The sequence below is a fragment of the Vibrio ouci genome, from assembly GCF_004551525.1.
Lineage (GTDB): Bacteria > Pseudomonadota > Gammaproteobacteria > Enterobacterales > Vibrionaceae > Vibrio > Vibrio ouci.
The window spans coordinates 1-26,202 of sequence record NZ_SATR01000009.1 but is presented as its reverse complement, the minus strand read 5'-3'; the positions used below and the strand labels follow the sequence as shown (position 1 = coordinate 26,202).

At 44.9% G+C, this 26,202-nt stretch carries 22 protein-coding genes and 8 tRNA genes; 29 read left to right on the top strand and 1 reads right to left on the bottom strand.

Annotation, left to right across the window (positions count from 1 at the left end):
* Positions 1 to 28 precede the first annotated feature (28 nt).
* The 19 genes from alaS to luxS all read left to right on the top strand — a co-directional run bounded on the left by alaS (position 29) and on the right by luxS (position 16,305).
* Positions 29 to 2,611 carry an alanine--tRNA ligase gene (alaS, locus tag ELS82_RS07910; RefSeq protein ID WP_134835015.1) on the top strand — a complete coding sequence of 861 codons (2,583 nt, stop codon included), beginning with the start codon at positions 29 to 31 and terminating at the stop codon, positions 2,609 to 2,611.
* Positions 2,612 to 2,807: 196 nt separating this feature from the next.
* Positions 2,808 to 3,995 (top strand): aspartate kinase, encoded by a 1,188-nt coding sequence (locus ELS82_RS07905; protein ID WP_134835014.1) that lies wholly within the window; start codon positions 2,808 to 2,810, stop codon positions 3,993 to 3,995.
* 92 nt (positions 3,996 to 4,087) lie between these two features.
* Positions 4,088 to 4,285, top strand: a complete 198-nt coding sequence (gene csrA / locus ELS82_RS07900) for a carbon storage regulator CsrA (RefSeq protein ID WP_004415691.1) — start codon at positions 4,088 to 4,090, stop codon at positions 4,283 to 4,285.
* Positions 4,286 to 4,468: 183 nt separating this feature from the next.
* Positions 4,469 to 4,561 (top strand) — tRNA-Ser (locus ELS82_RS07895).
* A gap of 60 nt (positions 4,562 to 4,621) precedes the next feature.
* Positions 4,622 to 4,698: transfer RNA gene (locus ELS82_RS07890), tRNA-Arg, on the top strand.
* Positions 4,699 to 4,723: 25 nt separating this feature from the next.
* Positions 4,724 to 4,816 (top strand) — tRNA-Ser (locus ELS82_RS07885).
* Positions 4,817 to 4,918: 102 nt separating this feature from the next.
* Positions 4,919 to 4,995: transfer RNA gene (locus tag ELS82_RS07880), tRNA-Arg, on the top strand.
* A gap of 65 nt (positions 4,996 to 5,060) precedes the next feature.
* Positions 5,061 to 5,137: transfer RNA gene (locus tag ELS82_RS07875), tRNA-Arg, on the top strand.
* A gap of 66 nt (positions 5,138 to 5,203) precedes the next feature.
* Positions 5,204 to 5,280, top strand: a tRNA-Arg gene (locus ELS82_RS07870).
* 66 nt (positions 5,281 to 5,346) lie between these two features.
* Positions 5,347 to 5,423, top strand: a tRNA-Arg gene (locus ELS82_RS07865).
* Positions 5,424 to 5,866: 443 nt separating this feature from the next.
* Positions 5,867 to 6,124, top strand: a complete 258-nt coding sequence (locus ELS82_RS07860) for an oxaloacetate decarboxylase subunit gamma (protein WP_134835013.1) — start codon at positions 5,867 to 5,869, stop codon at positions 6,122 to 6,124.
* Positions 6,125 to 6,155: 31 nt separating this feature from the next.
* Complete coding sequence (oadA, locus tag ELS82_RS07855) at positions 6,156 to 7,940, top strand: sodium-extruding oxaloacetate decarboxylase subunit alpha (protein ID WP_134835012.1); 1,785 nt, start codon at positions 6,156 to 6,158, stop codon at positions 7,938 to 7,940.
* Positions 7,941 to 7,949: 9 nt separating this feature from the next.
* On the top strand, positions 7,950 to 9,080 hold the full coding sequence (locus ELS82_RS07850) for a sodium ion-translocating decarboxylase subunit beta (RefSeq protein ID WP_134835011.1): 1,131 nt from the start codon (positions 7,950 to 7,952) through the stop codon (positions 9,078 to 9,080).
* 122 nt (positions 9,081 to 9,202) lie between these two features.
* Entirely contained in the window at positions 9,203 to 10,153 is a 951-nt protein-coding gene (locus ELS82_RS07845; protein WP_134835010.1) for an NADP-dependent oxidoreductase, read from the top strand.
* The gene (locus ELS82_RS07840; protein WP_134835009.1) at positions 10,147 to 10,608 is read left to right on the top strand and encodes a YqaA family protein; all 462 of its coding nucleotides are present in this window, start codon (positions 10,147 to 10,149) and stop codon (positions 10,606 to 10,608) included. Before ELS82_RS07845 ends, ELS82_RS07840 begins: the two co-directional genes overlap by 7 nt.
* Positions 10,609 to 10,617: 9 nt before the next feature.
* The gene (locus ELS82_RS07835; protein WP_134835008.1) at positions 10,618 to 13,476 is read left to right on the top strand and encodes a M16 family metallopeptidase; all 2,859 of its coding nucleotides are present in this window, start codon (positions 10,618 to 10,620) and stop codon (positions 13,474 to 13,476) included.
* Between the two features lie 110 nt (positions 13,477 to 13,586).
* The gene (gene gshA, locus ELS82_RS07830) at positions 13,587 to 15,155 is read left to right on the top strand and encodes a glutamate--cysteine ligase (RefSeq protein WP_134835007.1); all 1,569 of its coding nucleotides are present in this window, start codon (positions 13,587 to 13,589) and stop codon (positions 15,153 to 15,155) included.
* Between the two features lie 7 nt (positions 15,156 to 15,162).
* A complete protein-coding gene (locus ELS82_RS07825) occupies positions 15,163 to 15,762 on the top strand; it encodes a transglycosylase SLT domain-containing protein (RefSeq protein ID WP_134835006.1) in 600 nt (199 codons plus the stop codon).
* A gap of 24 nt (positions 15,763 to 15,786) precedes the next feature.
* Entirely contained in the window at positions 15,787 to 16,305 is a 519-nt protein-coding gene (luxS, locus tag ELS82_RS07820) for an S-ribosylhomocysteine lyase (RefSeq protein ID WP_134835005.1), read from the top strand.
* 73 nt (positions 16,306 to 16,378) lie between these two features.
* Here luxS and ELS82_RS07815 read toward each other — a convergent pair whose 3' ends face one another.
* Entirely contained in the window at positions 16,379 to 16,855 is a 477-nt protein-coding gene (locus ELS82_RS07815; protein WP_134835004.1) for an RDD family protein, read from the bottom strand.
* Positions 16,856 to 17,050: 195 nt separating this feature from the next.
* Between ELS82_RS07815 and ELS82_RS07810 the strand changes: the two genes are divergently transcribed.
* From ELS82_RS07810 to ELS82_RS07765, 10 genes are all read left to right on the top strand, one after another.
* Positions 17,051 to 17,135: transfer RNA gene (locus tag ELS82_RS07810), tRNA-Leu, on the top strand.
* Between the two features lie 414 nt (positions 17,136 to 17,549).
* The gene (locus ELS82_RS07805) at positions 17,550 to 18,245 is read left to right on the top strand and encodes a VC0807 family protein (RefSeq protein ID WP_053441870.1); all 696 of its coding nucleotides are present in this window, start codon (positions 17,550 to 17,552) and stop codon (positions 18,243 to 18,245) included.
* A 245-nt stretch (positions 18,246 to 18,490) separates the two neighbouring features.
* Positions 18,491 to 18,793 carry a PTS sugar transporter subunit IIB gene (locus ELS82_RS07800; RefSeq protein ID WP_134835003.1) on the top strand — a complete coding sequence of 101 codons (303 nt, stop codon included), beginning with the start codon at positions 18,491 to 18,493 and terminating at the stop codon, positions 18,791 to 18,793.
* Positions 18,794 to 18,884: 91 nt separating this feature from the next.
* The gene (locus ELS82_RS07795) at positions 18,885 to 20,219 is read left to right on the top strand and encodes a PTS sugar transporter subunit IIC (protein ID WP_167489261.1); all 1,335 of its coding nucleotides are present in this window, start codon (positions 18,885 to 18,887) and stop codon (positions 20,217 to 20,219) included.
* Positions 20,220 to 20,268: 49 nt separating this feature from the next.
* Positions 20,269 to 20,583, top strand: a complete 315-nt coding sequence (locus ELS82_RS07790) for a PTS lactose/cellobiose transporter subunit IIA (RefSeq protein WP_134835001.1) — start codon at positions 20,269 to 20,271, stop codon at positions 20,581 to 20,583.
* Between the two features lie 2 nt (positions 20,584 to 20,585).
* On the top strand, positions 20,586 to 21,908 hold the full coding sequence (locus ELS82_RS07785; RefSeq protein ID WP_134835000.1) for a 6-phospho-beta-glucosidase: 1,323 nt from the start codon (positions 20,586 to 20,588) through the stop codon (positions 21,906 to 21,908).
* A 15-nt stretch (positions 21,909 to 21,923) separates the two neighbouring features.
* A complete protein-coding gene (gene chbG / locus ELS82_RS07780; RefSeq protein WP_134834999.1) occupies positions 21,924 to 22,655 on the top strand; it encodes a chitin disaccharide deacetylase in 732 nt (243 codons plus the stop codon).
* Positions 22,656 to 22,751: 96 nt separating this feature from the next.
* Positions 22,752 to 23,750 carry a LacI family DNA-binding transcriptional regulator gene (locus ELS82_RS07775; protein WP_134834998.1) on the top strand — a complete coding sequence of 333 codons (999 nt, stop codon included), beginning with the start codon at positions 22,752 to 22,754 and terminating at the stop codon, positions 23,748 to 23,750.
* 68 nt (positions 23,751 to 23,818) lie between these two features.
* Entirely contained in the window at positions 23,819 to 24,226 is a 408-nt protein-coding gene (locus ELS82_RS07770; RefSeq protein ID WP_134834997.1) for a VOC family protein, read from the top strand.
* A 102-nt stretch (positions 24,227 to 24,328) separates the two neighbouring features.
* Positions 24,329 to 25,585: a cyclic di-GMP phosphodiesterase gene (locus ELS82_RS07765; RefSeq protein ID WP_134834996.1), complete on the top strand. Its 1,257-nt coding sequence runs from the start codon at positions 24,329 to 24,331 to the stop codon at positions 25,583 to 25,585.
* The last annotated feature ends 617 nt before the right edge of the window (positions 25,586 to 26,202 follow it).

Genomic DNA, 26,202 nt, shown 5'->3' with positions numbered 1-26,202 from the left:
TAACTCGACTATTTTCAGGAAGAGCTGCATGTACATGAGCACTGATGAGGTTCGTAACGCGTTCCTTAAGTTCTTTGAAAGCAAAGGACACCAAATCGTAGACAGTTCATCGTTGGTTCCACATAACGATCCAACCCTGCTATTCACAAACGCAGGTATGAACCAATTTAAAGATTGCTTCTTAGGCGCCGAAAAGCGTGCCTACACAAGAGCAACTACGGCTCAGCGTTGTGTACGTGCGGGTGGTAAACATAACGACCTTGAGAACGTTGGTTTTACAGCTCGTCACCATACTTTCTTCGAAATGCTAGGTAACTTCAGCTTTGGTGATTACTTCAAAGAAGATGCGATTGCTTTTGCTTGGGAATTCCTAACTGAAACGCTACAACTGCCAAAAGATCGTCTATTGGTAACGGTATACGAGACAGATGACGAAGCATTCGATATCTGGAACAAAAAAGTAGGTGTTCCTGCTGATCGTATCGTTCGTATCGGTGACAAAGAAGGCGGTAAGCAGTTCGAATCAGATAACTTCTGGACAATGGGTGACACAGGTCCTTGTGGTCCATGTACTGAAATCTTCTACGATCACGGTGAACACATCTGGGGTGGTCGTCCAGGCACGCCTGAAGAAGACGGTGACCGTTTCATCGAGATCTGGAACAACGTATTCATGCAGTTCAACCGTCATGCTGATGGCACGATGGAACCATTACCTAAGCCTGCAGTTGATACAGGCATGGGTATTGAGCGTATTTCTGCAATCATGCAGGGCGTTCACTCAAACTACGAAATCGATGTATTCCAAAAGCTAATCAAAGCGACTGCAGAAATTGTTGGTCATGAAGATCTATCGAACCAATCACTTCGCGTTATTGCTGACCATATCCGCTCTTGTTCATTCCTAATCGCTGATGGCGTGATGCCTTCAAACGAAGGTCGCGGTTACGTTCTACGTCGTATCATTCGTCGTGCAGTTCGTCACGGTAACAAGCTAGGGGCACAAGGCGTATTCTTCCACAAACTTGTGGGCGTATTGGCTGAAGTGATGGGCAGCGCTGCTGACGAGCTTAAAAAGCAACAAGTCGTTGTGGAAAAAGTACTTCGCATTGAAGAAGAGAACTTTGGTCGCACACTAGAGCGCGGCATGGTTATCCTTAATGAAGCACTGGATGCACTTGAAGGCAAAGAGCTTGACGGTGAAACAGTATTCAAGCTTTACGACACTTACGGTTTCCCTGCTGATTTAACTAACGACGTTGCTCGTGAGCGTGACTTCACTATCGACGAAGCGGGTTTTGAGAAAGCGATGGAAGAGCAGCGTCAACGCGCTCGTGAAGCAGGCCAATTTGGTACTGATTACAACGCAACGATCAAAACTGAAGCTGAAACTGAATTCTGTGGTTACACAGGCACTCAAGGTAACAGCAACGTAGCTGAAATCTTCGTTGAAGGTGAAGCGGCTGAATCTCTATCGGCAGGCGACAAAGCGATCATCATCCTTAGTGAAACACCATTCTACGCAGAATCAGGCGGTCAGTGTGGTGATGCTGGTGTTCTTAAAACTGAGTCAGGTCTATTCAAGGTAGAAGACACTCAGAAATTAGGTAATGCAATTGCGCACCACGGCGTCCTAGCGGAAGGTGTACTCGCGAAAGGTGATGAAGTTGAAGCGGTTGTAGATGCAGAGCGTCGCGCTGCTATCTCTCTAAACCACTCAGCAACACACTTACTTCACGCAGCTCTACGCCAAGTACTTGGTGAGCACGTTGCGCAGAAAGGTTCGCTTGTTAAACCTGAAAACCTACGTTTCGACTTCTCGAACCTAGAAGCAGTAACGCCAGCGGAACTGAAAGAAGTTGAGCGTCTTGTGAATGCTCAAGTTCGTCGCAACCACGTGATTGAAACTAACATCATGGACATCGAATCGGCTAAGCAGAAAGGTGCAATGGCCCTGTTCGGTGAGAAGTACGATGACGAAGTTCGCGTACTGTCTATGGGCGAGTTCTCAACGGAGCTTTGTGGTGGTATCCACGCTTCTAACACGGGCGATATTGGTCTGTTTAAGATTACCTCTGAAGGTGGTATCGCAGCAGGTATCCGTCGTATCGAAGCGGTGACTGGCGAAGCAGCACTAGATGCGATCGAAGAACAACAAGCTAAATACGAAGAGAAGCTTGTTGAGTCGGCGCAAAAGGCGAAATCTCTAGAGAAAGAGATCCAGAAGCTTAAAGACAAGATGGCTGCTGCGGAAAGCGCAAACATCATGGGTAAAGTTCAGGATATCAACGGTACTAAAGTGTTAGTTGCTGCTCTAGAAGGTGCGGATAACAAGAACCTACGTACTATGGTTGATGACATCAAAAACCAAGTAGGTAGTGGTGTGATTCTACTGGCTAACATCAACGACGATAAGATTGGCCTAATTGCTGGCGTAACTAAAGATCTTATTGGCAAAGTGAAAGCGGGCGACCTAGTTAAGATGGTTGCTGAGCAAGTTGGCGGTAAAGGTGGTGGTCGTCCAGACATGGCTCAAGCAGGTGGTACTGATGTTGCTGCACTGCCTGATGCTATTCAGTCTGTGCAACCATGGCTAGAAGAACGCCTATAAATCAAACTTTATAAATATTTGCGCTCAATCACTTGTTTGATTGAGCGTAATTTTTTTGTCCTAACCAAGTGGTTTAATTGGCTCATATACCAAGTGCTGATTAAATAACTTGGTTTTTGTTATTACTACTACAGGCAATATTCAACATATTGAATGTGGTTCGAATGAGACTTTGCTCTCGGGAAGGTGAAGACTGGTGAACAAGCCCCTTATCGTGCAAAAGTTTGGCGGAACATCGGTGGGTTCTATTGAAAGGATCCATACGGTTGCTAAACACATCATTAAGGCGAAAGATGATGGTAATCAAGTTGTCGTAGTTGTATCTGCAATGTCTGGTGAAACCAACAGATTGATGGATTTAGCTAAACAGGTAGATAGTGTTCCTACCGCACGTGAACTTGATGTTTTGCTCTCTGCTGGTGAGCAAGTGTCTATGGCATTGTTAGCAATGGCACTGAATAAAATGGGCTATTCAGCTCGCTCACTTACCGGAGCTCAAGCAAGCATTGTGACGGATAACAATCACAATGATGCGACGATTAAACACATTGATACTACCGTGATAAACCAGCTATTAGCGCAAGACCAAATTGTTATTGTGGCTGGCTTTCAAGGTATCAATGAAAATGGGGATATCACTACGTTAGGCAGAGGTGGTTCTGATACCAGTGCTGTCACACTTGCTGGCGCGCTCAACGCGGCAGAGTGTCAAATCTTTACCGATGTCGATGGTATCTATACCTGTGACCCACGTGTTGTTCCTAATGCTCAGAAGCTCGACGTGATTGACTTCCCGTCGATGGAAGAGATGGCACGTAAAGGTGCCAAAGTTTTGCACCTGCCATCGGTTCAGTACGCATGGCAGCATAATGTCCCTCTGCGTGTTCTTTCCACCTTTGATACTGATGGCGGTAGCTTGGTGAAAGGGCAGGAGTGTTTAGCCTCAGTGTGCGGTGTCGCGATTCAGCGTGATATGTGCTTGATTCAAATCGAGCCAGACATGCTATGTGGATTGAAAAAGCAGTGTCAGATGTTGGGTGTGACTATCTGGAATGTGATCGAGCATCCAGAATGGATAGGTGTTGTTGTAAAAGGTGATGCTTATTCAAAACTGGAACTGGTTTTCAAAGACAAAATCCGTAATAGTGAGACGGTAAGTTTGCTGACCGCTGTGGGCCTAAAAGTCGAAGGACTGGTTGAAAGGTCGTTTGCTCTGCTCACTGAGCAAGGTATTCACGTCAAACATTATGCGGTGAGTAGTCAGTCACTTATGTTGATCCTGTTACCAGAATGTGTCGACAAAGCGGCTAACATACTGCATGATGCTTACATAACTTCTGCAGAGGCAGTCGATTGCCTGCAAAAACATGCCTTTTTAGGCTAGATTCGAGCCACAATTGAGTTTACGAAAATATAACTTTTGTTGGATAATAGCCTCGTAGCAAGATAAATCAGAGATTACTCAAGGAGCACAGAATGCTAATTTTAACTCGCCGCGTTGGCGAAACTCTAATGATCGGTGATGAAGTAACAGTAACTGTACTAGGTGTTAAAGGTAACCAAGTACGTATCGGTGTAAATGCACCGAAAGAAGTGTCTGTTCACCGTGAAGAAATTTACATGCGCATTCAGGCAGAAAAAGGTAATGGTAACGTTGCATCTGGCAACTACTAATTACAAAGAGAGGCTGACAGTTTGTCAGCCTTTTTTGTATGTGAACGGCATCTATTTATAGGAAAAAGAGCGAATTAGCACCGCTTTGATTAAATAGCCAACGGTTGAAAGACTTTTTGCTATTTTTGCCAAGAAAATGTTTGACATATTTTTGGTAAATCGTAATATGTGCCTCCGCAAGACGGTGAGGTGGCCGAGAGGCTGAAGGCGCTCCCCTGCTAAGGGAGTATACGGCTTGATACCGTATCGAGGGTTCGAATCCCTCCTTCACCGCCATTCTTGCACTTCTTCTTTTGAAGAGCTTTAAAACAACTTTCTTTAGCAAGAAAGCATAGCGCGTCCTTAGCTCAGCTGGATAGAGTACCTGGCTACGAACCAGGCGGTCGGAGGTTCGAATCCTCCAGGACGCGCCATAATTTCCTTACCAGGGAATAAAACGGTGAGGTGGCCGAGAGGCTGAAGGCGCTCCCCTGCTAAGGGAGTATACGGCTTGATACCGTATCGAGGGTTCGAATCCCTCCCTCACCGCCATTAATTGGCCAATGGTCAATTTTTTTGTTTTTAAGGCTATTTAATTTTAAGAAGAATAAAAAGTGTGATATGCTTCGCACTTCTCGTTTTCGAGAACATTGCGCGTCCTTAGCTCAGCTGGATAGAGTACCTGGCTACGAACCAGGCGGTCGGAGGTTCGAATCCTCCAGGACGCGCCACTCTTTAGGTTTTCTTTGTATAAATTGAAATCCTGATATTGATGAACTTCGATATCAAAAYCTGCGCGTCCTTAGCTCAGCTGGATAGAGTACCTGGCTACGAACCAGGCGGTCGGAGGTTCGAATCCTCCAGGACGCGCCACTCTTTAGGGTTTCATTTACATAAATGGCAATCCTGATATTGGCCTAAGTCGATATCGAAAACTGCGCGTCCTTAGCTCAGCTGGATAGAGTACCTGGCTACGAACCAGGCGGTCGGAGGTTCGAATCCTCCAGGACGCGCCACTCTTTAGGGTTTCATTTACATAAATGGCAATCCTGGTATTGACTCAAGTTGATATCGAAAACCGTGCGTCCTTAGCTCAGCTGGATAGAGTACCTGGCTACGAACCAGGCGGTCGGAGGTTCGAATCCTCCAGGACGCGCCACTTATTAAAAAGCCCTGCCAGAAATAGCAGGGCTTTTTACATTCTAGTAACATAATTTAAACATCTTGATTTCAAGTTACTGTTTACTAAAGTAATTTCACTTATCATTCCCCCTTCCTGCACTTAGCACCTATAGACCGTAGTAATGCATTAAAACTCGCAGTTATTTATGCTTGATAGATCAAATATTGCAGATTTATGTGATTTCCGTGTCGAATAATTCCCTAGATTTGTGCTTTATCCTCAATAGCCCCTTAAACAAAATTGACAAAGTTTAACCAATCGAGATAATCCTAAGCCTATTGTCAGGATTATATTGAATGTTCTGGCAACAAAAATGCCCACTGCTTGTGGGTAACGTTAGTGCTTTGCCTTGATAAAACATGAAGTTTTTAGCAAAACACCTAATGTCGTTGTCAGGATGACAAAGAAAGGATGCAAAAATGGATAATATTGGAAGCCTGCTAGTAGACGCTGCAACCCTGATGCTAACAGGGATGGTTGTAGTGTTTATATTCCTCACTATTCTTGTCTATCTCGTTCGGCTCATGTCAAAACTGGTACCTGAAGAAGTACCTGCGCCGATCGCTACACCAAATCAAAATAATAAAGTTCAATCACCTTCATCTGCTGTTAGCCCAAACGTCGTGGCGGCAATCACTGCCGCGGTACATCAGTACCGTACCTCGACAGCTAAGTAGTACTTGTAAGGATTAAAAGGAGTTAATGAGCATGTCTAAACCACTAGCTTTAACGGACGTGGTCCTTCGTGACGCCCATCAATCGCTATTTGCGACTCGTATGCGTCTTGAGGATATGTTACCTATCGCAGAGGAACTGGATAAGGTCGGTTACTGGTCTCTAGAAACATGGGGCGGAGCAACATTTGATGCGTGTATTCGATTCTTGGGTGAGGACCCATGGGAACGTCTACGTGCATTAAAGAAAGCAATGCCAAACACACCAATGCAAATGCTACTTCGTGGCCAGAACCTATTAGGTTACCGCCACTATGCAGATGATGTGGTTGAAAAGTTCGTTGAGCGTGCTCACGCCAACGGTATGGATGTTTTCCGTATTTTTGATGCGATGAACGATGTACGTAACTTTGAGAAAGCGGTTAAAGCGACGGTTGATGTCGGTGCGCATGCTCAAGGTACGTTGTCTTACACAACTAGTCCGGTACATAACACTGATACATGGGTTGATTTAGCGAAGCGTCTTGAAGACTTAGGCTGTCACTCATTGTGTATTAAAGATATGTCAGGTTTGCTCAAGCCTTATGAAGCGGAAGATCTTATCTCGCGCATCAAAGCGTCGTGTGATGTTCCACTTGCGCTGCACTGCCACGCAACAACAGGCCTTTCTACGGCTACCGCAGTAAAAGCGGTTGAAGCGGGTGTCGATATTCTTGATACCGCTATCTCATCAATGAGTTGTACTTACGGTCACACGCCAACGGAAACGGTTGTCGCTATGCTGCAAGGGACTGAGCGTGATACCAAGCTTAAACTTGATCAAATTGAGCCTATTGCCGCTTACTTCCGTGAAGTACGTAAGAAGTACGCTAAGTTTGAAGGTCAATTAAAAGGTGTCGATTCACGTATCTTAATCGCTCAAGTTCCAGGCGGAATGCTAACCAATATGGAAGGTCAGCTTAAAGAGCAAGGCGCAGCGGATCGAATTGACGAAGTACTCGAAGAGATCCCTCGCGTACGTGAAGATCTAGGCTTCATTCCTCTCGTGACTCCAACGTCACAGATTGTCGGTACTCAAGCGGTTATCAACGTGCTAACGGGTGAGCGTTATAAGAGCATCACTAAAGAAACTGCTGGTGTTCTTAAAGGCGAGTATGGCGCAGCACCTGCACAAGTGAACGAAGCACTGCAAGCGAAAGTACTCGATGGCGCAGAGGCGATCACTTGTCGCCCAGCCGATCTATTGGAATCTGAGCTTGATTCGTTGACTGATGATTTACTAGCAAAAGCCAAAGAACAAGGTATCTCTTTGGCAGAAGATACAGTTGATGATGTTCTGACCTACGCTTTATTCCCACAAGTTGGTCTTAAATTCCTTAAGAATCGTCATAACCCTGATGCCTTTGAGCCTGCTCCGGGCAAAGAGGAAGTGGCACCAGCTGCACCTCAAGCTCAGCAAGCGCAAGGTGGAATTGAGACATACAGCGTCAAAGTCGATGGTCAGGTTTACGACGTCGAAGTGGGCCCTCAAGGTCAACTAACCTCGGTAGCCCCGTCAACTGCTGCGCCTCAACAAGCGGCTGCTCCAGTTGCACCTGCAGGTAATTCAGAGACGGTTCCGGCACCTTTAGCTGGCAACATATTCAAAGTGAATGTGCAAAGTGGCGCTGAAGTCGCGGAAGGGGATGTCCTGCTTATCCTTGAAGCGATGAAGATGGAAACCGAAGTACGAGCAGCCCGAGGTGGTATTGTTCAAGATCTTCACGTCAAAGAAGGTGATTCTGTGACGGTTGGTGCTCCACTGCTTAGCTTGGCGTAAGGGGCAATCATGGAAGGATTAATGACCTTATGGTCAGAAACAGGGATCGCTAACTTCGAGTTTGGCCAGATCTGCATGATCTTAGTTGGTTGTACCTTGCTATTTTTGGCGATCAGAAAGGGTTTTGAGCCGTTACTGTTATTGCCGATTGGTTTTGGCGCGATTTTAGCGAACATACCTAATGCAGGCTTCACTGATGAGGGTGGTTTACTCTACTACGTATACTACATAGGAATTGAGTCTGGGATTTTCCCACTGCTGATCTTCTTAGGTGTCGGGGCGATGACTGACTTCGGTGCTCTGATCGCTAACCCGAAAACCTTATGGCTAGGAGCGGCGGCTCAGTTTGGTATTTTCGCCACACTGTTTGGTGCAATCTTACTTAACTATGTGCCGGGTATGGAATTTAGCATGCCGGACGCAGCATCGATTGCGATTATCGGGGGGGCTGATGGGCCAACGGCTATCTTCTTAGCAAGTCAGTTATCACCGGATCTTCTTGGTGCGATTGCGGTTGCGGCATACAGCTACATGGCGTTAGTGCCGATCATTCAGCCACCGATCATGAACGCACTGACAACACCGGAAGAGCGTAAGATCAAAATGGCTCAGCTACGTCATGTTGGTAAAGGTGAAAAGATCCTCTTCCCACTAGCAGTATTGCTGATGACGATCTTATTCCTACCATCAGCAACGCCACTCGTCGGTATGTTCTGTTTGGGTAACCTGATGCGTGAAGCTGGCGTCGTGGATCGCTTGTCGAAAACGGCACAAAATGAGTTGATCAACATTGTGACCATTTTCCTCGGTCTTGGTGTTGGCTCTAAGCTACAAGCGGAAGAGTTCTTAAACGTAGAAACACTTGGTATTTTGGCCTTAGGTGCGGTTGCCTTCAGTATCGGTACTGCCGGTGGTGTATTAATGGCTAAGGTGCTTAATAAGTTTTCGAAAGAAGACATTAACCCACTTATTGGTGCGGCAGGGGTTTCTGCAGTACCGATGGCGGCGCGTGTGGTAAACAAGGTTGGTCTTGATGCTAACCCGCAAAACTTCCTGCTTATGCACGCAATGGGCCCTAACGTAGCGGGTGTACTTGGGTCTGCGGTAGCCGCGGGTATTTTGTTAGCACTTGTAGGTTAATGAAAGTTGGCGTTAATTAATGGTCAAATTGAGAGCAAGTGGTTAACTTGCCATCAATAAATGGTATATATTCAAAGGGATGCTTTCGCATCCCTTTTTTGTATCGGTAGGGAATAAAAGAAATGGAAAACAAACAAATCGCTATCTCTAAGTTCGGAGACCCAGAAGTTCTCGTTGTTCAAACTTCTTCAATGCCAGAGCCTAAAGCAGGGGAAGTCTTAGTCAAAGTCCACTTTGCTGGTGTGAACCCTATCGATGTCAAAACGCGGGCTGGTCTTGGCTGGGCTGCTTCGGAAAACAAAGACAACCTCCCTTGGGTGCCAGGGTATGACATTTCAGGCGAGGTCATAACTCTTGGCCAAGGCGCTGAACGATTCGGTATAGGTGATAACGTCGCAGGCTTTATCGGTTTCCCATTAGCTGGCGGTGGCTATAGTCAGTACATATCGGTACCAGAAAGCGCACTCAGCTTGGTACCTAGCTCGATTACTCTTGAAGCAGCCGCTGCTCTCCCTCTTGCCGGGCAGACGGCACTGCAAGCGTTAGACAAAGCGGGCGTTAATGAAGGGGACCGCGTGCTTATCTTGGCAGGTGCTGGCGGCGTAGGTCATATCGCAATTCAAGTTGCTGTGACTGCTAAAGCGGAAGTCTTCACTACATGCAGTGAAGCGAACCTAGATTATATGGCGACGTTAGGTGCTCATGCCGTGAACTACCAATTTGCGCCAGTTTCAGAACGAGTTGAAGAAGCCGATGTACTTATTGATTTAGTCGGCGGTGATGCTGCACTTGATGCACTCAAGTGCTTGAAAGATGGTGGTAAAGTTGTCACAGTACCGACCTTAAGTGCTGAGCTAATTTGTGAAAAGGCAAAAATGCTTGGCTTTGAAGCTTCGGGAATGTTGGTTGATCCGAACCCAGAACAGCTGGATGCGCTGCTGTACATGGTCAGTGTTGGATTAGTGAAAACTGAAATCCAACAGGTATTTGCCATGAGTGAGGTGGGCGAAGCTCATCGACAAATTGAAACGGGACATACGAGAGGCAAGATCTTGCTTGATATGCAATGCTAGAAGCGTTTAACAGCGCATTTGAATCCTTCGCTTTATGGTTTTCTGATTCTGCACTTTGGGTACTGTTTTTTAGCGGTTTCCTGAGTGCCACCTTGTTGCCCGGTGGTTCCGAGGCCAGTTTAATCGCGACTCTCAGCTTAAACCAATACTCCACTTTTATGATCATTTTAGTCGCCACCTTAGGTAATACCTTAGGTGGCTTGACCAACTATTGGCTTGGCTTGTGGTTACCAAACCGAACTCAAAATGAAAAACATGGTCATAAAGCTCTACAGTGGCTGAATAAATACGGCTATTGGTCTTTAATTTTTAGTTGGTTGCCCGTGATTGGTGACCCATTATGTTTAGCCGCAGGTTGGCTACGTATGCGCTTTTGGCCATGTTTTTGGTTGATCTTAATTGGTAAAGCGCTGCGTTATACCGCGTTAGCAGCAATTTTTTACGGATTCTTTTAAGGGGATGTCATGAGAAAGATTTGGCTTGGTGCATTTTCTCTTGTCGCACTTTATGGTTGTGCTTCGAATAACCTACCTTCAGTTCCATTTTTTTCCTCTCTACCGGACGGCGTGACACTTGTTGAAGAAGTGGATGCCCAGCCGGGTAAGGCAATGATTCCATACTCTAAGTATGAGTTAGACAATGGCCTAACCGTTATCTTATCTCCCGATCACTCTGATCCTTTGGTTCATGTGGATGTGACTTATCACGTCGGTTCTGCTCGTGAGCAAGTCGGTAAATCAGGTTTTGCTCACTTCTTCGAGCATATGATGTTTCAAGGCAGTGAAAATGTCGGTGATCAGCAACACTTCAAGATTATTACTGAGGCGGGCGGTACGTTAAATGGCACCACGAATCGTGACCGTACCAATTACTTCGAAACTGTACCGTCGAACCAACTAGAGAAAATGTTGTGGCTAGAGTCGGATCGTATGGGCTTTTTACTCGATGCGGTTTCACAGCGTAAGTTTGAGATTCAGCGCGATACGGTCAAAAACGAACGTGCTCAGAACTACGACAATCGCCCTTACGGTTTGATGTGGGAGAAAATGGGTGAAGCGATGTACCTAGAAGGTCATCCTTACTCGTGGCAGACGATTGGTTACGTCGAGGATCTTGATCGTGTTGATGTGAACGATCTTAAAGCCTTCTTCTTACGTTGGTACGGACCAAATAATGCGGTCTTGACCATTGGTGGTGATATCGACACCAAACAAACTTTGGAATGGGTGAACAAGTACTTTGGTTCTATTCCAGCGGGGCCTGAGGTTGAGCAAGCGCCAAAACAACCAGCGAGTTTATCCGAAGATCGCTACGTAACACTTGAAGACCGTATTCAACAGCCAATGTTGATGATTGGCTGGCCAACGAAATATAACGGTGCAGAAGAGCAAGCGTCACTAAATGCTTTAGCCAATGTATTAGGCAGTGGTGCCAACAGCTTGCTCTATCAAAAACTAGTTAAGACTCAGAAAGCAGTCGATGCGGGCGCATTCCAAGATTGTGCTGAGCTGTCATGTACCTTCTACGTTTACGCTATGGCGCCGTCTGGCGAAAAAGGCGCATTAAAGCCACTTTATCAAGAGTTGATGCAGACCTTAGCTGAATTTGAAGCGAAAGGTGTCGATGATAAGCGTCTTGAGCAGATCACAGGTATGGCGGAAGCCAATGCGGTTTTCGCCTTGCAAAGTGTGCGCGGTAAAGTGTCTCAGTTGGCGTCTAATGAAACCTTCTTTAATACGCCAGATCGAATTCAATCTCAGCTAGAGCAGATTCGCTCAGTTACCCCTGAATCTGTCATGGATGCCTATAAGACTTACGTCAATGGCCATCATAAGGTTGCGCTAAGTGTGGTTCCTCGAGGCAAAACTGATCTAGCCGCTGCGCCAGCCAATTTTGTTACGCCACCAAGAACGCTGCCGGAATACCAAAAAATTACCGATGATCAATTGGCCTATCGTAAAGCAGACGATGATTTTGACCGCTCAGTGATGCCGGAAGTAGCGGAAGGGGTGAAAGCGCAGATGCCAGACCTCTATCGCTTATATTTCGATAATGGTGCAGAACTACTTGGAACCGTCAGTTCAGAAACACCAACCGTACAGTTAGAGATCAGTTTCCCTGCGGGTGAGCGTTACGTACAGCGTGGCAAAGAAGGTTTAGCGAATCTGACTGCGGCGATGATGCAAGAGGCGACGCTGGACTCATCGCTAGAAGAACTTGAAGCTAAGTTAAATAAACTTGGTAGCAGTATTTCGATCAATGCAGGTAACTACACCACCAGTATTTCAGTATCAAGCTTAGAGAAAAATCTTACCGAGACTCTAACGCTGGTGGAAGAAATACTCTTCAAGCCAGCCTTCCGCGAACAAGATTTTGAGCGAATCCAAAAGCAGATGCTGGAAGGCTTGGTCTATCAGCATCAAAAGCCTAGTTGGTTGGCCTCTCAAGCGACGCGCCAAGTCCTATTCTCAGGCTCTGTTTATCAGCGTCCAACGGATGGTACTGAAGCCTCAGTTGCTAAGCTGACGCTTGATGATGTTAAAGCTTTCTACAAACAGCATTACACACCACAAGGCGCACAAATTGTTGTCGTCGGTGACATATCTAAACGTCAAGTTAAGCAAGAGCTGGCTTTTATCGATAGTTGGCAAGGTGAAGTTGCGCCGCTACTAAGACCACAATTAGTCAAACCACTTGCTCAGCAGAAGGTTTTCTTAGTTGATAAACCGGGAGCACCGCAGAGCGTTGTGCGTATGGTTCGTCAAGGTCTGCCGTTTGATGCCACTGGTGAAGTTTACCTAACTCAGTTAGCTAACTTTAATCTTGCGGGTAACTTCAATAGCCGTATCAACCAAAACCTCAGAGAGGACAAAGGCTACACTTATGGTGCGAGTGGTTACTTAGCGTCAAATAGAGAAGTGGGAGCGATTGTTTACTCAGCTCAAGTACGCGCAGACTCAACGATTCCATCAATTTTGGAGATGAAAAAAGAGCTAGCTCAATACAGTGAACAAGGCATGACTGACGATGAAATGAAATTTTTACGCTTAGCAGTCGGTCAACAAGATGCACTAAAATATGAAACGCCTTCACAGAAAGCTGGCCTACTTAATAGTATTTTAGCTTATAGCTTGGATGAAGATTACTTGAAGCAACGTAATGAGATCGTTGAATCAGTCAAAAAGCAGACTCTTGATGAGTTAGCAAACAAGTGGTTTAACCCTGACGAGTACCAAATTATCGTAGTAGGGGATAAGAAAACGCTGAAACCACAACTAGAAAGTTTGCATATTCCGATAGAAGAGCTTGAAATCATCCGTTAGAGTACACATAACATAGTGCATGCGAAAGGGTGACAACGCTCACCCTTTATAAAATTTTGTATAGCCAGTTTGGTATCACTACCAAACCATTGATATAAGCGAACCTCATTTTGACTGAATTTGCTGCGCGACTTGAGCGAGTTGCACAAAACCCAGAAGTATTTAAGAGTTTTGGACGTGGTGTCGAGCGCGAGACGCTACGCTACCAACAAGATGGTCACCTCGCTACAACCCCTCATCCAAGTGAGCTGGGTTCAGCTTATGCCAATAACTGGATAACGACAGACTTCTCTGAATCACTATTGGAGTTCATCACGCCAGTTTCGACGGACATCTCGACGCTTACAGCGCAGCTAGAAGATATTCATCACTTCACTCAGACTAAGTTAGGTGAAGAGAAAATGTGGCCGCTTTCGATGCCGTGTTTTGTTGGTGATGAAGATGACATCAACTTAGCGCAATATGGCTCGTCAAATTCAGGCAAGATGAAAACCCTATACCGCGAAGGTCTAAAAAGACGTTACGGTAGTTTGATGCAGATTATTTCTGGCGTTCATTTTAATTTCTCATTCCCAGAAACGTTTTGGGACCAATTGTTTGGTGAGCAATCAGAACAACAGCGTCAGGACAGTAAGTCAGAAGCTTACTTTGGCTTGATCCGAAACTATTACCGTTTTGGCTGGTTAATCCCGTACTTCTTTGGTGCATCACCTGCGCTGTGTTCGTCGTTCATTCAAGGGCGAGAGACAACGCTACCGTTTGAAAAAATTGGTGGGACTCTATTCTTACCAAATGCGACCTCATTACGTATGAGTGATTTAGGCTATACCAACAGCGCACAAAGCTCATTGAAGATTGGTTTCAATAGTTTAGATGAGTATCTAGATGGCCTAAACACAGCTATCCGTACGCCATCTGAAGAATTTGCCGAGATCGGCGTAAAAGTTGATGGTGAGTATCGTCAGCTAAACAGCAATGTACTGCAGATTGAAAATGAATTGTACGCGCCTATTCGCCCTAAACGTGTGGCTAAATCAGGTGAAAAACCATCAGAAGCGTTAGCACGCGGTGGTGTGGAGTACATCGAAGTTCGCTCACTTGACGTCAACCCATACAGCTCGGTTGGTATTGATGAAGACCAAGTACGTTTCTTAGACCTATTTTTAGCTTGGGCTGCACTGACTGATTCAGAACCTATGGATTATTGTGAACAGGCATGTTGGCGTGAGAACTGGAATAAAGTCATTGCAGAAGGCCGCAAGCCTGGTTTAGAGCTACAAATTGGCTGCCGCGGTGAAGTGCTATCACTACAAGACTGGGCTAAGCGTGTCTTCGTCGAACTGGTGCAGATTGCAGAGCTAATGGATGCGGCAAATGGCAGTGATGAATACCAAGCAGTATGTTTTAAATTGCTGTCGTGGATTGATAATCCAGAGCTGACTATTTCAGGCCAGCTATTGGCAGATACCAAACAGCATGGTGGTCTAGGTAAAGTGGGTTGCGTATTTGGTAAGCAGTATCGCAACCAGCATTTAGACCATCAGTATCGAGTCTACAGTGAGCAAGAAATGGAACAGGAAGTAGAACGTTCTCGTATTGCTCAACAGCAGGTGGAAGATGCTGACCAGTTAAACTTTGATGAGTTTCTTACTGACTACTTTGCATATTTGAAAGCGTAGGTTTAGCGTGAAAAAGCTTTTGCTCCCTATCGTTGGTGCTATCGTTTTGAGTGGCTGTGCGACAGCTCCACCGAAAAATCAGTCCAACCTATGTGAAATCTTTCGTGAGAAACCGGGGTGGTACGACGATGCGCTTGATATGCAAGAGGAGTGGGGCACGCCCGTTCAAGTCGCGATGGCTTTTGTCAAACAGGAAAGTAGCTATCGCCACGATGCCAGGCCGCCCAAGGATTACCTATTAGGCTTTATTCCTTGGGGGCGTGTCAGCAGCGCTTATGGATATGCGCAAGCGCAAGACCCGGCATGGGATGACTTTCAGGATGCGACAGGACATGGCGGCTCACGAACTGATTTCGCCGATGCCTTAATGTTTATTGGTTGGTATACCCATGAGACGCAAAGGCAACTCGGTGTTTCCAAGTGGGATTCTTACAATCAATATTTGGCTTACCACGAAGGACGTGGTGGTTTTAAAAGAAAAAGTTACCAAGCTAAACCGTCGTTGATTAAAGTCGCACGTCGCGTTGAACAGCAAGCAAAAGATTATGGTTGGCAACTTAAGCAGTGCCGACAAGAATTAGAAGACAATCGAAGCTGGTTCTTTTAAGAGCAGTTAACATGGAGAAGGACAATGCCGTTATTAGATAGTTTTACCGTAGATCACACACGTATGAATGCACCTGCTGTACGTGTAGCGAAAACAATGACCACCCCGAAAGGCGATACGATTACGGTATTTGACCTGCGTTTTACTGCACCAAATAAAGACATTCTGTCTGAGAAAGGCATCCATACGCTAGAGCACCTATACGCTGGCTTTATGCGTAACCACCTAAATGGTGAGAGTGTTGAGATCATCGATATCTCGCCAATGGGCTGTCGTACTGGTTTCTACATGAGCCTGATTGGTACCCCACAAGAACAGCAAGTAGCCGATGCTTGGTTAGCAGCAATGCAAGACGTATTGAAAGTTGAAAGCCAAAACAAGATCCCTGAGCTGAATGAGTACCAATGTGGTACAGCGGCAATGCACTCTCTTGATGAGGCGAAGCAAATTGCTAAAGCGATTCTTGATTCTGGTATTTCGGTTAATAAAAACGATGATCTAGCCCTACCTGAATCAATGCTAAAAGAGCTTAAAGTCGACTAATTGAACATTAGCTTGATAGAAATAAAAAAAGGAAGGCACTGGCCTTCCTTTTTTGTATCACTTTAGAACGTATCTAGTTTGCTTTAGGTAATACCACTACTTGAGTCTTAGCCCAAATATCGTGGAAGCCACGCTTGTGAGGATCAAGCGGTACAGTAAAGTTTGCTAAACCAAAGCCTGAAGTGCCGATACGAATCAGTGCTTGAGTAACAGAAACCGCCGTTCCATCATTGCTGCGTAGGTGCAGTTTCCAAGCACGCATACCGAGTGTTTGCCCCGCACGAGTCCAGAAGAACACAAAGAAGTAGATCCAGACAAACGCTAAGTAAGCCGTGTATACCGGGCTCCAAATTGGGTGGTTAGTTAGAAAGTCGCTGACATCAGCGTAGCTGCCAACATCAAAAATTCCCATTGCCATTAATGCATGCAGAATAGCAATAATGATACCTGCCGCCATCATCTCGACTGCGATGATAATTAGCCCATCATAAAAGAGTGCTCCCAGACGGCGAAATAGCCCTGCTGGTGGCAAAGTGTCAGTTGTTGACATAAAACCCACTTACCAAAATAAAATAAGGCGAAAGAATAAAGCTTCAGTTTAGATCTGAAAAGAGAGCTTGCGCACAGCTTATCAATTTATGGCGATTTTATCGGCAAACGGCAAGCAATTCAGTCTTTTGCACTTGCACGAATCATCGGCATACGTATAATGCCAAACATCGACAGGCTAATGCCTCAAGATAATGCCGGTATGGTGAAATTGGTATACACGACGGATTCAAAATCCGTTGCCTTCGGGCGTGGCGGTTCAAGTCCGCCTACCGGTACCATATTTAAAGACAGAGCCTCAACGAATGTTGGGGCTTTGTTGTATCTGGGGGGTAGGCAGCGTTGCCTTCGCGGTGACGGCAGGAATGCCTGTCCAATCAGCCCGCCTACCGGTACCATATTTAAACGATAAAGCCTCGACGAAAGTCGGGGCTTTGTTGTATCTGAGGTATGGGCTTTGTAGTTTCTGGGGGATAGGCAGTTTTGCCTTATCGCTACCGCATATAGAAAGGTCGCTATTTTTAGCGGCCTTTCGTCGTTTTAGGGGTTGTGAAAATGAGTGATTTAAGCGCAGAGCAACAAAGCTGTGTCACATAAGTTTACAGTGCGTGAAACCGTAGGGCTTTACATCTGAGGCTGAGCAAGGAACAATCTCTCCGAGTATAATTAATAGATACGCTTTCAACTGAGAAATTATGAGTAATATGGCCAACAAAAAGTCGAACCCCTTGTTCGAGATCCTCTTCAACGTATTTCTACCGTCTTTCATTTTGATGAAGTTCAGTGGCGAAGAGCACTTAGGTACCGCATTAGCTCTTATCGTTGCTTTAGCCTTCCCTGTGGCTTACGGCGGTATGGAGCTTATTCGCAACAAGAGATTCAACTTCATTGCCGCGCTGGGTTTTGTCAGCGTGTTATTAACGGGTGGTATTGGCTTACTTGAGTTAGACACTCAGTGGTTAGCCGTTAAAGAGGCGCTCATCCCTGGTTTGATTGGCTTAGCGGTTTTAGGATCTACGTTTACTCGTTACCCATTTATGCAGAAGGTGATCTTCACGCCAACACTGCTCAATATGTCATTGATCGAAGAACGATTGGAGCAATCAGGTAACCCTGCGGCGTTTGAGCGCTGCTTAATGAAGTCGAATTACTTGTTCGCATGTACGTTTGCTTTCTCTTCGGCGATGAACTACTTCCTTGCAACATGGATTGTGACTAGCCCAGCCGGTACCGCTGCATTTAATGAAGAGCTAGGTAAGCTGACACTTTATAGTTACCCAGCGATTGCGATTCCAAGCATGTTGATGATGATGGGGATCTTCTACTACGTATGGCGTCAGGTTCGCACTATGACTTCACTTGAAACAGAGCAGATATTCAATATCAAATAACCCCAAGTGAAGTCTCATTTCCAAAGCCCAGCGATTTTGCGCTGGGCTTTGTCTTTTTTTGCTGAGTTCTCAGCACTCTTCTCCCTTATAAGTATTTATTAGAATTATCAACAAATGAAATGTAGTTAGTTTTCTTTATAAAATGAGATTTTGTTCACGCACAACGCAACCGGTTGCGCTTTTTTGTGTTGGTTAATTTTGATACAGTTTTTGTAGGTTGAAATTTGAACACATGGAGCAAGGTTATGAAGAAAATACTTTTGTGTTGTAGTGCAGGGATGTCTACCAGCATGTTAGTGAAGAAGATGGAGCAAGCCGCTGAGCAACAAGGGCTCGAATGTAAAATCGATGCAATGTCGGTAAATGCGTTTGATGAAGCGATTAAAGAGTACGACGTTTGTTTGCTTGGCCCTCAAGTGCGTTTTCAATTGGAAGAGTTACAAAAGACAGCCAGTGAGCATGGTAAGAATATCGCGGCGATTTCTCCGCAAGCCTACGGAATGATGAAAGGTGAAGAAGTGCTTCAACAAGCGCTCGAATTAATCTAACTCACTAAACAATTCAATTTTAAATAAAAGAGTATGCATCCAAGAAATTGGGTGTAGGGGCTCCTTTGTCTAAAAAATAAGGATGGAATCTATGAAGCTTTATGATGCGATTATAGGAATCGTCGAAAAGCATATCGCACCACTTGCAGCAAAAGTGGGTAATCAACCTCATGTAAGAGCAATGAGAGACGGCTTTATTGTTGCAATGCCGTTTATCATTGTTGGTAGTTTTATTTTGATCTTTGCTTTCCCTCCATTTGCAGAAGAGACAACGAACGTATTTGGTCGAGCATGGTTGGATTTTGCAACCGCCAACTTCGATACCATTATGATGCCTTTCAATATGTCGATGGGCATCATGACGATTTTTGTCTCGCTCGGCGTTGCTTACAGTTTAGCGAAAGCGTACAAAATGGATGGCATCACTAGTGCGGTATTGTCATTGATGAGCTTTTTGCTGGTGGCATCTCCGGCAAAAGAGGGGGCTCTCTCGATGGCTCATATGGGAGGAACAGGGATCTTTACCGCGGTCATGTGCGCATTCTTCTCTGTTGAGCTGTATCGTTTTATGAAAAAGCACAACATCACTATTCGTATGCCTGAGCAAGTGCCACCTGCGATCGCGCGATCGTTTGAAGTGCTACTGCCTGTTTTGGCCATTTTCGTAACGCTTTATCCGCTTAGCTTATTTGTCCAAACCCAATATGACATGCTCATCCCTGATGCGGTAATGGCGATGTTCAAACCGTTGATCAGTGCTTCCAACACATTGCCAGCTATCATCGGTGCACTACTGGTTTGTCAGTTACTTTGGTTTGCTGGTATTCATGGTGCGGCGATTGTCGTAGGCCTGCTCTCGCCAATTTTCCTAACCAACATTGGCGCAAATATCGATGCCTTTGTGGCTGGGCAGCCAATTCCGAATGTTTTCACGCAACCGTTCTGGGATTTCTACATCTTTATTGGTGGCTCAGGCGCAACGCTAGCATTGGTTATGCTGATGTCATTTAGCCGCTCAGCCCACTTGAAGAGTATTGGCCGAATGAGTGCTGTGCCTGGCTTCTTCCAAATTAATGAACCTGTCATTTTTGGCAGCCCAATTGTGATGAATCCTATCTTGTTCATTCCGTTTGTCTTTGCGCCTATCTTGAACGCGACGATTGCGTATTTTGCCGTTCATCTAGGTTTCGTTGGAATGGGCGTTGCGACAACGCCTTGGACTACGCCTGCGATTATCGGTGCTTCATGGGGTAGCGGTTGGACACTCTCTCCGGTGCTATTGGTTATCGCACTACTCATTCTTGACCTGTTTATCTACCTGCCATTCTTCAAGATGTTTGAAAAGCAGGTGATGGAACAAGAGCAACCAACTGAGAAAGCGAATGAAAAAGCTCAACCAGTGTCAGGTGAAGGCGTAGCAGCATAAATAGCAGTAACGGGCTGTGTTGCTACAGCCCGAACTAGAGGATACGGAAATGGACCAAGAACTAGTAGTAATGGAAATTATCTGCAATGCAGGTGAAGCGCGCAGTCTAAGTTACGAAGCACTGCGACTTTCCAGAGAAAAGAACTTTAAGGCCGCAGAAGAGCGATTGTCACAAGCGAAGGAGTGCCTCAATAAAGCGCACCTGATCCAGACACAGTTAATTGAACAAGATCAGGGTGAAGGCAAAGTAGCGATGACGCTAGTAATGGTGCATGCCCAAGATCATCTGATGACTACCATTCTTGCGCAAGAAATGGCAACAGAGATGGTTTTGTTACATAAACAACTTTCAGGGCAGGGATAATTATGGCAAGGGATGCAATTAAACTCGCCATTATTGGTGGTGGTAGCAGTTATACTCCAGAACTGGTCGAAGGGGTCTTGAACAGGTTAGATGTATTACCTGTTAAACAGATTCACTTTGTTGATATAGAGGCTGGTTTTGACAAGTTGGAGATCATTGCTGCTCTTGCAAAAAGAATGATTAACAAGGCTGAGGCGGATATTGAAGTCATCGCTGATTTTGATCGACGTGCGGCAATCGAAGGTGCCGATTTTGTTATGACTCAGTTTCGAGTCGGGGGATTAGCCGCGAGGGCCAGTGATGAAAAAATTCCGCTGAAATACGATGTGATTGGTCAAGAGACCACTGGGCCAGGTGGTTTTGCGAAAGCGTTGAGGACTATTCCGGTAATTTTGGATATTTGTAGGGATATTGAAGAGCTCTCACCGGATGCTTGGATGCTTAACTTCACCAACCCAGCAGGTTTGGTCACTGAGGCTGTCAATAAATACACCAAGGTTAAGAGCATCGGCTTATGTAATGTTCCAGTCTCAATGCAAATGATGATTGCTGAGATGATGGAGTGCCAACCGAAAGAGTTGCAACTTGAATTTGCAGGTTTAAATCATTTAGTTTGGGTTCATAGAGCTTGGCTAAAGGGGCAAGATATTACACAGCAAGTACTGACTAAAGTTGGTGATGGAGCTAACTTCAGCATGAAAAATATCTGGGAGGAACCGTGGGACCCTACGTTCCTCAATGCACTGGGCGCGATTCCTTGTCCATACCACCGCTACTTTTACCAAACCGATGCAATGCTAGCGGAAGAAAAGCAGAGTGCAGAGCAACAAGGCACTCGTGCTGAACAAGTGATGCAAACGGAAGCGGAACTGTTCAAGCTTTATCAACAGCCGCAGTTAGATCATAAACCTCAACAGCTGGAAGAGCGAGGGGGAGCTTATTACTCTGATGCTTCATTAAATTTAGTCGATGCGATTTATAATAATCGCAACTCACTGCATGTGGTGAATGTAACAAACAACGGCGCCATTCATCATTTAGCAGACGATGCCGTGATTGAATGTACCGCTGTCATTGGAAGTTGGGGGGCTAAACCTTTAGCGGTTGGTCGCTTGTCGTCTAAAATCTCGGGTTTGCTGCAGCAAGTGAAAGCGTATGAACAATTGGCGATTGAAGCAGCGGTTCATGGCAGTTATGACGATGCGCTAATGGCGCTATCGAATAACCCTTTGGTTCCAGATATTGGCCGCGCTAAATCGATATTGGACGAAATACTGGAGCACAACGCTCCGTATTTACCTCAGTTTAAACTGGATTTGTCATAAGGAACGGCTAGAGCGATGAAAGTAATTTTTAATGCTGATGACTTTGGTCTAACTCCGGGAGTCAACCAAGGTATTGTGCAATCCCATCTTAACGGGGTAGTGAAGTCGACCACGATGCTGGTGGGTATGGCCGCAGAAAAGGATGCCATCGCTCTAGCTAAAGAAGTACCGTCTTTGAAAGTCGGTCTGCATTTAAGGTTTACGTTAGGCCGTCCCATCACAGGCCACTCATCATTTTGTAATCAACAAGGTGAGTTTTTTAGTTATGAGCAGTTTTGGAAGCAAACATCTTATTCTGAGCAAGCCATCTATGAAGAGTGTATTGCTCAAGTTGAAGCGTTTCTTAAGTCGGGGCTTAGCCTCAGTCATTTAGATAGCCACCATCATGTTCACACCCATCCGAGCTTTTTACCTGTCGTCACCGAAGTGGCTGCAAAATACCAGATACCTTTGAGAGGGCAAGTCCAGCAAGGGCTAAGGTATAAGTTTAGTGACGAGTTTTATGATCAAGGGGTGAAGCTAGATAAGTTAGTTGACCATTTAGCTGAACTAAAATCTGAGTACGATGTGGTGGAAGTGATGTGTCACCCCGCAATTGTGGATTCTGCTTTGATGAACGGAAGTGGTTACGCGAAGCAAAGAGAACGAGAACTCGACATACTGACTGATGACAAACTAGCGGTATTACTAGCGAGACATTCAATCAAAGTCACGGATTACTCTGCTCTGACTATTAGCTCTGATTAGCCGAGTGTATGATGTTTTACGACTGCCAGAATACCCCCTTAGTCATATCCTTATATTCTGGCAGTCTCTTTATTACGTCACTAAGTACAGGATGTTATGGCAAGAATAAAAGATGTCGCTGAACTTGCGGGAGTTAACCGCTCTACTGTCTCACGTATCATTAACGGAGAAGGCAAGTTCAAAGAAGAAACGCGCCTTAAAGTTGAAGAAGCGATGAAAGCACTGGACTATCGGCCGAGTGCCATTGCTCGCTCTTTGGCAACATCATCGACTAATATGGTTGGTCTACTTGTGACTTACTACACTGGTGGTTTCTTTGGCGCTATGATGGACCAAGTTCAAAGCGAGTTAGATCAACATAAAAAGTTTTTGATCACAGCGCAAGGCCATCACTCAGCGGATGGAGAAAAAGAAGCGATACAGCGTTTTAATGATTTATGTTGTGATGGTTATGTACTTCATAGTCGTTATCTTTCTGATCAAGAGCTAATGACTTTATCTCAAGCACCGACCCCCTTTGTATTACTTGATAGATATGTCCCAGGCCTCGAATCAAGAAGCATAACTTATGATCACACGAAAGCAGCCCGCCTTGCGGTTAAACACCTATTAGAAAACGGGCATAACAAGATCGCTTGTATTTCAGGCCCCTCTCATCGTGAGAATAGTTTACGGCGTAAGCAAGGCTATCTTGATGAGATGCATAACGCTGACATTGTAGTTAAAGAGGCTTGGTGCGCAGAAGGAGATTACGGGCGACAGAGTGGCTATATCGCGGCGCAACGCATCTTAGAAGCCGCCCCTGAGGTTACTGCTATTTTTTCTTGTAGTGAGGAAATGACGGTAGGGGCGCTACAATACCTTCATGAAGCGGGTGTTGAAGTGCCTAACCAAATCTCAATCGTCAGTTTCGACAGTATTGACCGTTGTGCTGATCTTTATCCGACGGTAACCTCGGTCCATTTTCCAATTAGCGATATGGCGCGTACTGCTGCTTTGAAGCTGAGTCATTTGATTGCAAAATCTGACATTGAGATAAATGCGCAATTTGAACCACAGCTCAAAATTCGCCAATCTCTCAAAGTTATTAGATAAATTTTCCTGTTTTCTCTCGCCTTTTCAAAAAGTTGTCTATCTTCTTATATAGAGCAAGGAGATAAATAATGTATAAATTAACCCCATACCTATTTTTTGCTGGTCGATGTGAAGAGGCGCTAGAGTTCTACCATAAGTGCTTTGGTGGCGTTGTGGTGACTAAGCAATACTTTAAAGATGCACCGCAAGTGATCGAAGGTGCTGACCCTCAATGGATTATGCATGCGGAGTTTGAAGCGTTTGGAATGAAGCTGATGTTGTCCGATGGTATGGTCGCGAAAGAATTGACGGGTAATAACGTAGCGCTATCCATTGTATTGGACGATCTCGATGAGCAAGCTAGGTTATATGACAAACTCCTTGAAGGAGGTCATATCATGATGCCTCTTGAAGATACATTTTGGGGAGCGCGCTTTGGTAAGGTAGAGGATCAGTTTGGTATTCGTTGGATGCTTCACTGTGATTTAGTCAAATAGTGTTACGTTATTGATCTCTCATTACAGTAGATGGGGAGTGAATTCGCATTCTCATTACTCTAAAATTATAAATTGATTGAAGATTGATAAGTTGTATATATCGTGGCAAGTATAAAAATTACCGTAGACAGATTACAGCCAGGGTTGCACATTCGCCTACCTGTTAAGTGGAATGAGCACCCGTTCTTATTTAATAGTTTCAAAGTTAAAGATGAAGAGACTATCCGCTTGATCCGCCACCTTGGTATCAAGCATGTCTTTATTAATCCAAATCAAAGCGACACAGAGCCACTGCCTCCTTCATCTCAAAGTGATGAACCTGTTAGTGAGAAGCCAGACGCCACTGAGTTAGAAGCAAAGAAGCTTTGGAAAGAGAAGCAAGACCGAATTGAAAAGCTGAGCGCCTACCGTCGCAGAGTTATTAACTGTGAAAAAGAGTTTGAACGTTCACTATCGCGTATGCGTGCGGTCATGAACAAGATTCGCAATCGCCCAGAGCAGGCTGTTGATGAGGCGAGCCAATTAGTTAACGATATCGTCGATAAGTTATTGAGTGACGATAATGTCACCCTTCATTTGATGAATGGTAAAAGTGAATTTGAAGATATCTACTTTCATTCACTTAATGTGTCTGTTGTCGCGATGATGATCGCGAAGGCGAAAAAGCTTAATGCTCAAGAGATAAAAGAAGTGGCATTTGCTTCATTATTTCATGATATGGGCAAAGTCAAAGTGCCGACGGCGATATTACGTAAACAGACGGTACTGACAGAACCAGAGAAGAACTACCTAAAGCTGCACACTAAATATGGTTTAGAGATTGCGGCTAATATGGAAAGCTTTCCAGAGAGTGCGCGAAATGTCATTGCTCAGCACCATGAGTTGAATGATGGTTCGGGTTACCCGGAAGGGCTAAAAGAAGACGCCATCGAACCGTTAACTCAAATTGTTGCGGTAGCGAATGCCTATGACAACCTCTGCCATAGCAATATTCCAGCGGAACAAAAGATCCCTTATGTGGCACTTTCTCATTTATATAAGAACTGCAAACACCTTTATAATAATGAGAACCTCAGTCTGCTGATTAAGTTCATGGGCATCTACCCACCGGGAACCGTAGTTCAACTGTCGAATGATATGGTTGGCTTAGTTATCTCTGTTAATGCCAAGAACATTCTTTTCCCTAATGTGCTTATCTATGATCCGTCCGTTCCAAGAACTCAAGCTCCAATCATTGATTTGGCTGAGAGAGAAATAAAGATAGTTAATGCAGTCTTACCTAACAAATTGCCAGATAAAGTGCGCGAATATCTAAACCCCCGCTCAAGAATCTCTTACTTCTTCGATTCTGACGACTAGTTATCCACAGATAATTGTGTGTAACGTTGGGGTAAGTTGGGTGTAAATAAGGCTTTGAGTGACATTTGCTCACTTAAGCCTTTTTTATTGAAAAAATGCATTTTTTCTCTTGCCTTCGAAAAGGAACTCCCTATAATGCGCTTCCACTGACACGGCAGACGCCACAAGGCTTCAGCGGTGAATCAGTAAAGCCAACTAGTTAAATTTCGAATTGAAAAGTTTGAAATAAAAAATTCAAAAAAGTGTTTGACACTTGAGAATGAAACGCTAGAATGGCTGCCTCTTCCGAAGTGATGTGAGTCACAAAGAAGAACGCTCTTTAACAATATAAACCTATCAATCTGTGTGGGCACTCGTTGATGATAATCCAATTAGATATTTCTCTTAATAAAGAGCGGTATCAAATTAGGTTTCAATGAAACGAAGTGACCAAACGAGATTAGCTTTCTTTGTAAAAGAAAACTTAGTCTTGGCACAGTCAATTCATTATCGTTCTGTTGGAACGATAATAGCTTTAAAATTACACAGTAGTTTTGAAGTCAGTATTCATTGAGCCGAACAAAATCTTAAATTGAAGAGTTTGATCATGGCTCAGATTGAACGCTGGCGGCAGGCCT

Excerpts from the sequence above, each read along its gene's own strand:
- alaS (WP_134835015.1), top strand. The coding sequence starts at position 29 with ATGTACATGAGCACTGATGAGGTTCGTAACGCGTTCCTTAAGTTCTTT.
- csrA (WP_004415691.1), top strand. The coding sequence starts at position 4,088 with ATGCTAATTTTAACTCGCCGCGTTGGCGAAACTCTAATGATCGGTGAT.
- ELS82_RS07860 (WP_134835013.1), top strand. The coding sequence starts at position 5,867 with ATGGATAATATTGGAAGCCTGCTAGTAGACGCTGCAACCCTGATGCTA.
- oadA (WP_134835012.1), top strand. The coding sequence starts at position 6,156 with ATGTCTAAACCACTAGCTTTAACGGACGTGGTCCTTCGTGACGCCCAT.
- ELS82_RS07850 (WP_134835011.1), top strand. The coding sequence starts at position 7,950 with ATGGAAGGATTAATGACCTTATGGTCAGAAACAGGGATCGCTAACTTC.
- ELS82_RS07845 (WP_134835010.1), top strand. The coding sequence starts at position 9,203 with ATGGAAAACAAACAAATCGCTATCTCTAAGTTCGGAGACCCAGAAGTT.
- ELS82_RS07840 (WP_134835009.1), top strand. The coding sequence starts at position 10,147 with ATGCTAGAAGCGTTTAACAGCGCATTTGAATCCTTCGCTTTATGGTTT.
- ELS82_RS07835 (WP_134835008.1), top strand. The coding sequence starts at position 10,618 with ATGAGAAAGATTTGGCTTGGTGCATTTTCTCTTGTCGCACTTTATGGT.
- luxS (WP_134835005.1), top strand. The coding sequence starts at position 15,787 with ATGCCGTTATTAGATAGTTTTACCGTAGATCACACACGTATGAATGCA.
- ELS82_RS07815 (WP_134835004.1), bottom strand. The coding sequence starts at position 16,855 with ATGTCAACAACTGACACTTTGCCACCAGCAGGGCTATTTCGCCGTCTG.
- ELS82_RS07805 (WP_053441870.1), top strand. The coding sequence starts at position 17,550 with ATGAGTAATATGGCCAACAAAAAGTCGAACCCCTTGTTCGAGATCCTC.
- ELS82_RS07800 (WP_134835003.1), top strand. The coding sequence starts at position 18,491 with ATGAAGAAAATACTTTTGTGTTGTAGTGCAGGGATGTCTACCAGCATG.
- ELS82_RS07795 (WP_167489261.1), top strand. The coding sequence starts at position 18,885 with ATGAAGCTTTATGATGCGATTATAGGAATCGTCGAAAAGCATATCGCA.
- ELS82_RS07790 (WP_134835001.1), top strand. The coding sequence starts at position 20,269 with ATGGACCAAGAACTAGTAGTAATGGAAATTATCTGCAATGCAGGTGAA.
- ELS82_RS07785 (WP_134835000.1), top strand. The coding sequence starts at position 20,586 with ATGGCAAGGGATGCAATTAAACTCGCCATTATTGGTGGTGGTAGCAGT.
- chbG (WP_134834999.1), top strand. The coding sequence starts at position 21,924 with ATGAAAGTAATTTTTAATGCTGATGACTTTGGTCTAACTCCGGGAGTC.
- ELS82_RS07775 (WP_134834998.1), top strand. The coding sequence starts at position 22,752 with ATGGCAAGAATAAAAGATGTCGCTGAACTTGCGGGAGTTAACCGCTCT.
- ELS82_RS07770 (WP_134834997.1), top strand. The coding sequence starts at position 23,819 with ATGTATAAATTAACCCCATACCTATTTTTTGCTGGTCGATGTGAAGAG.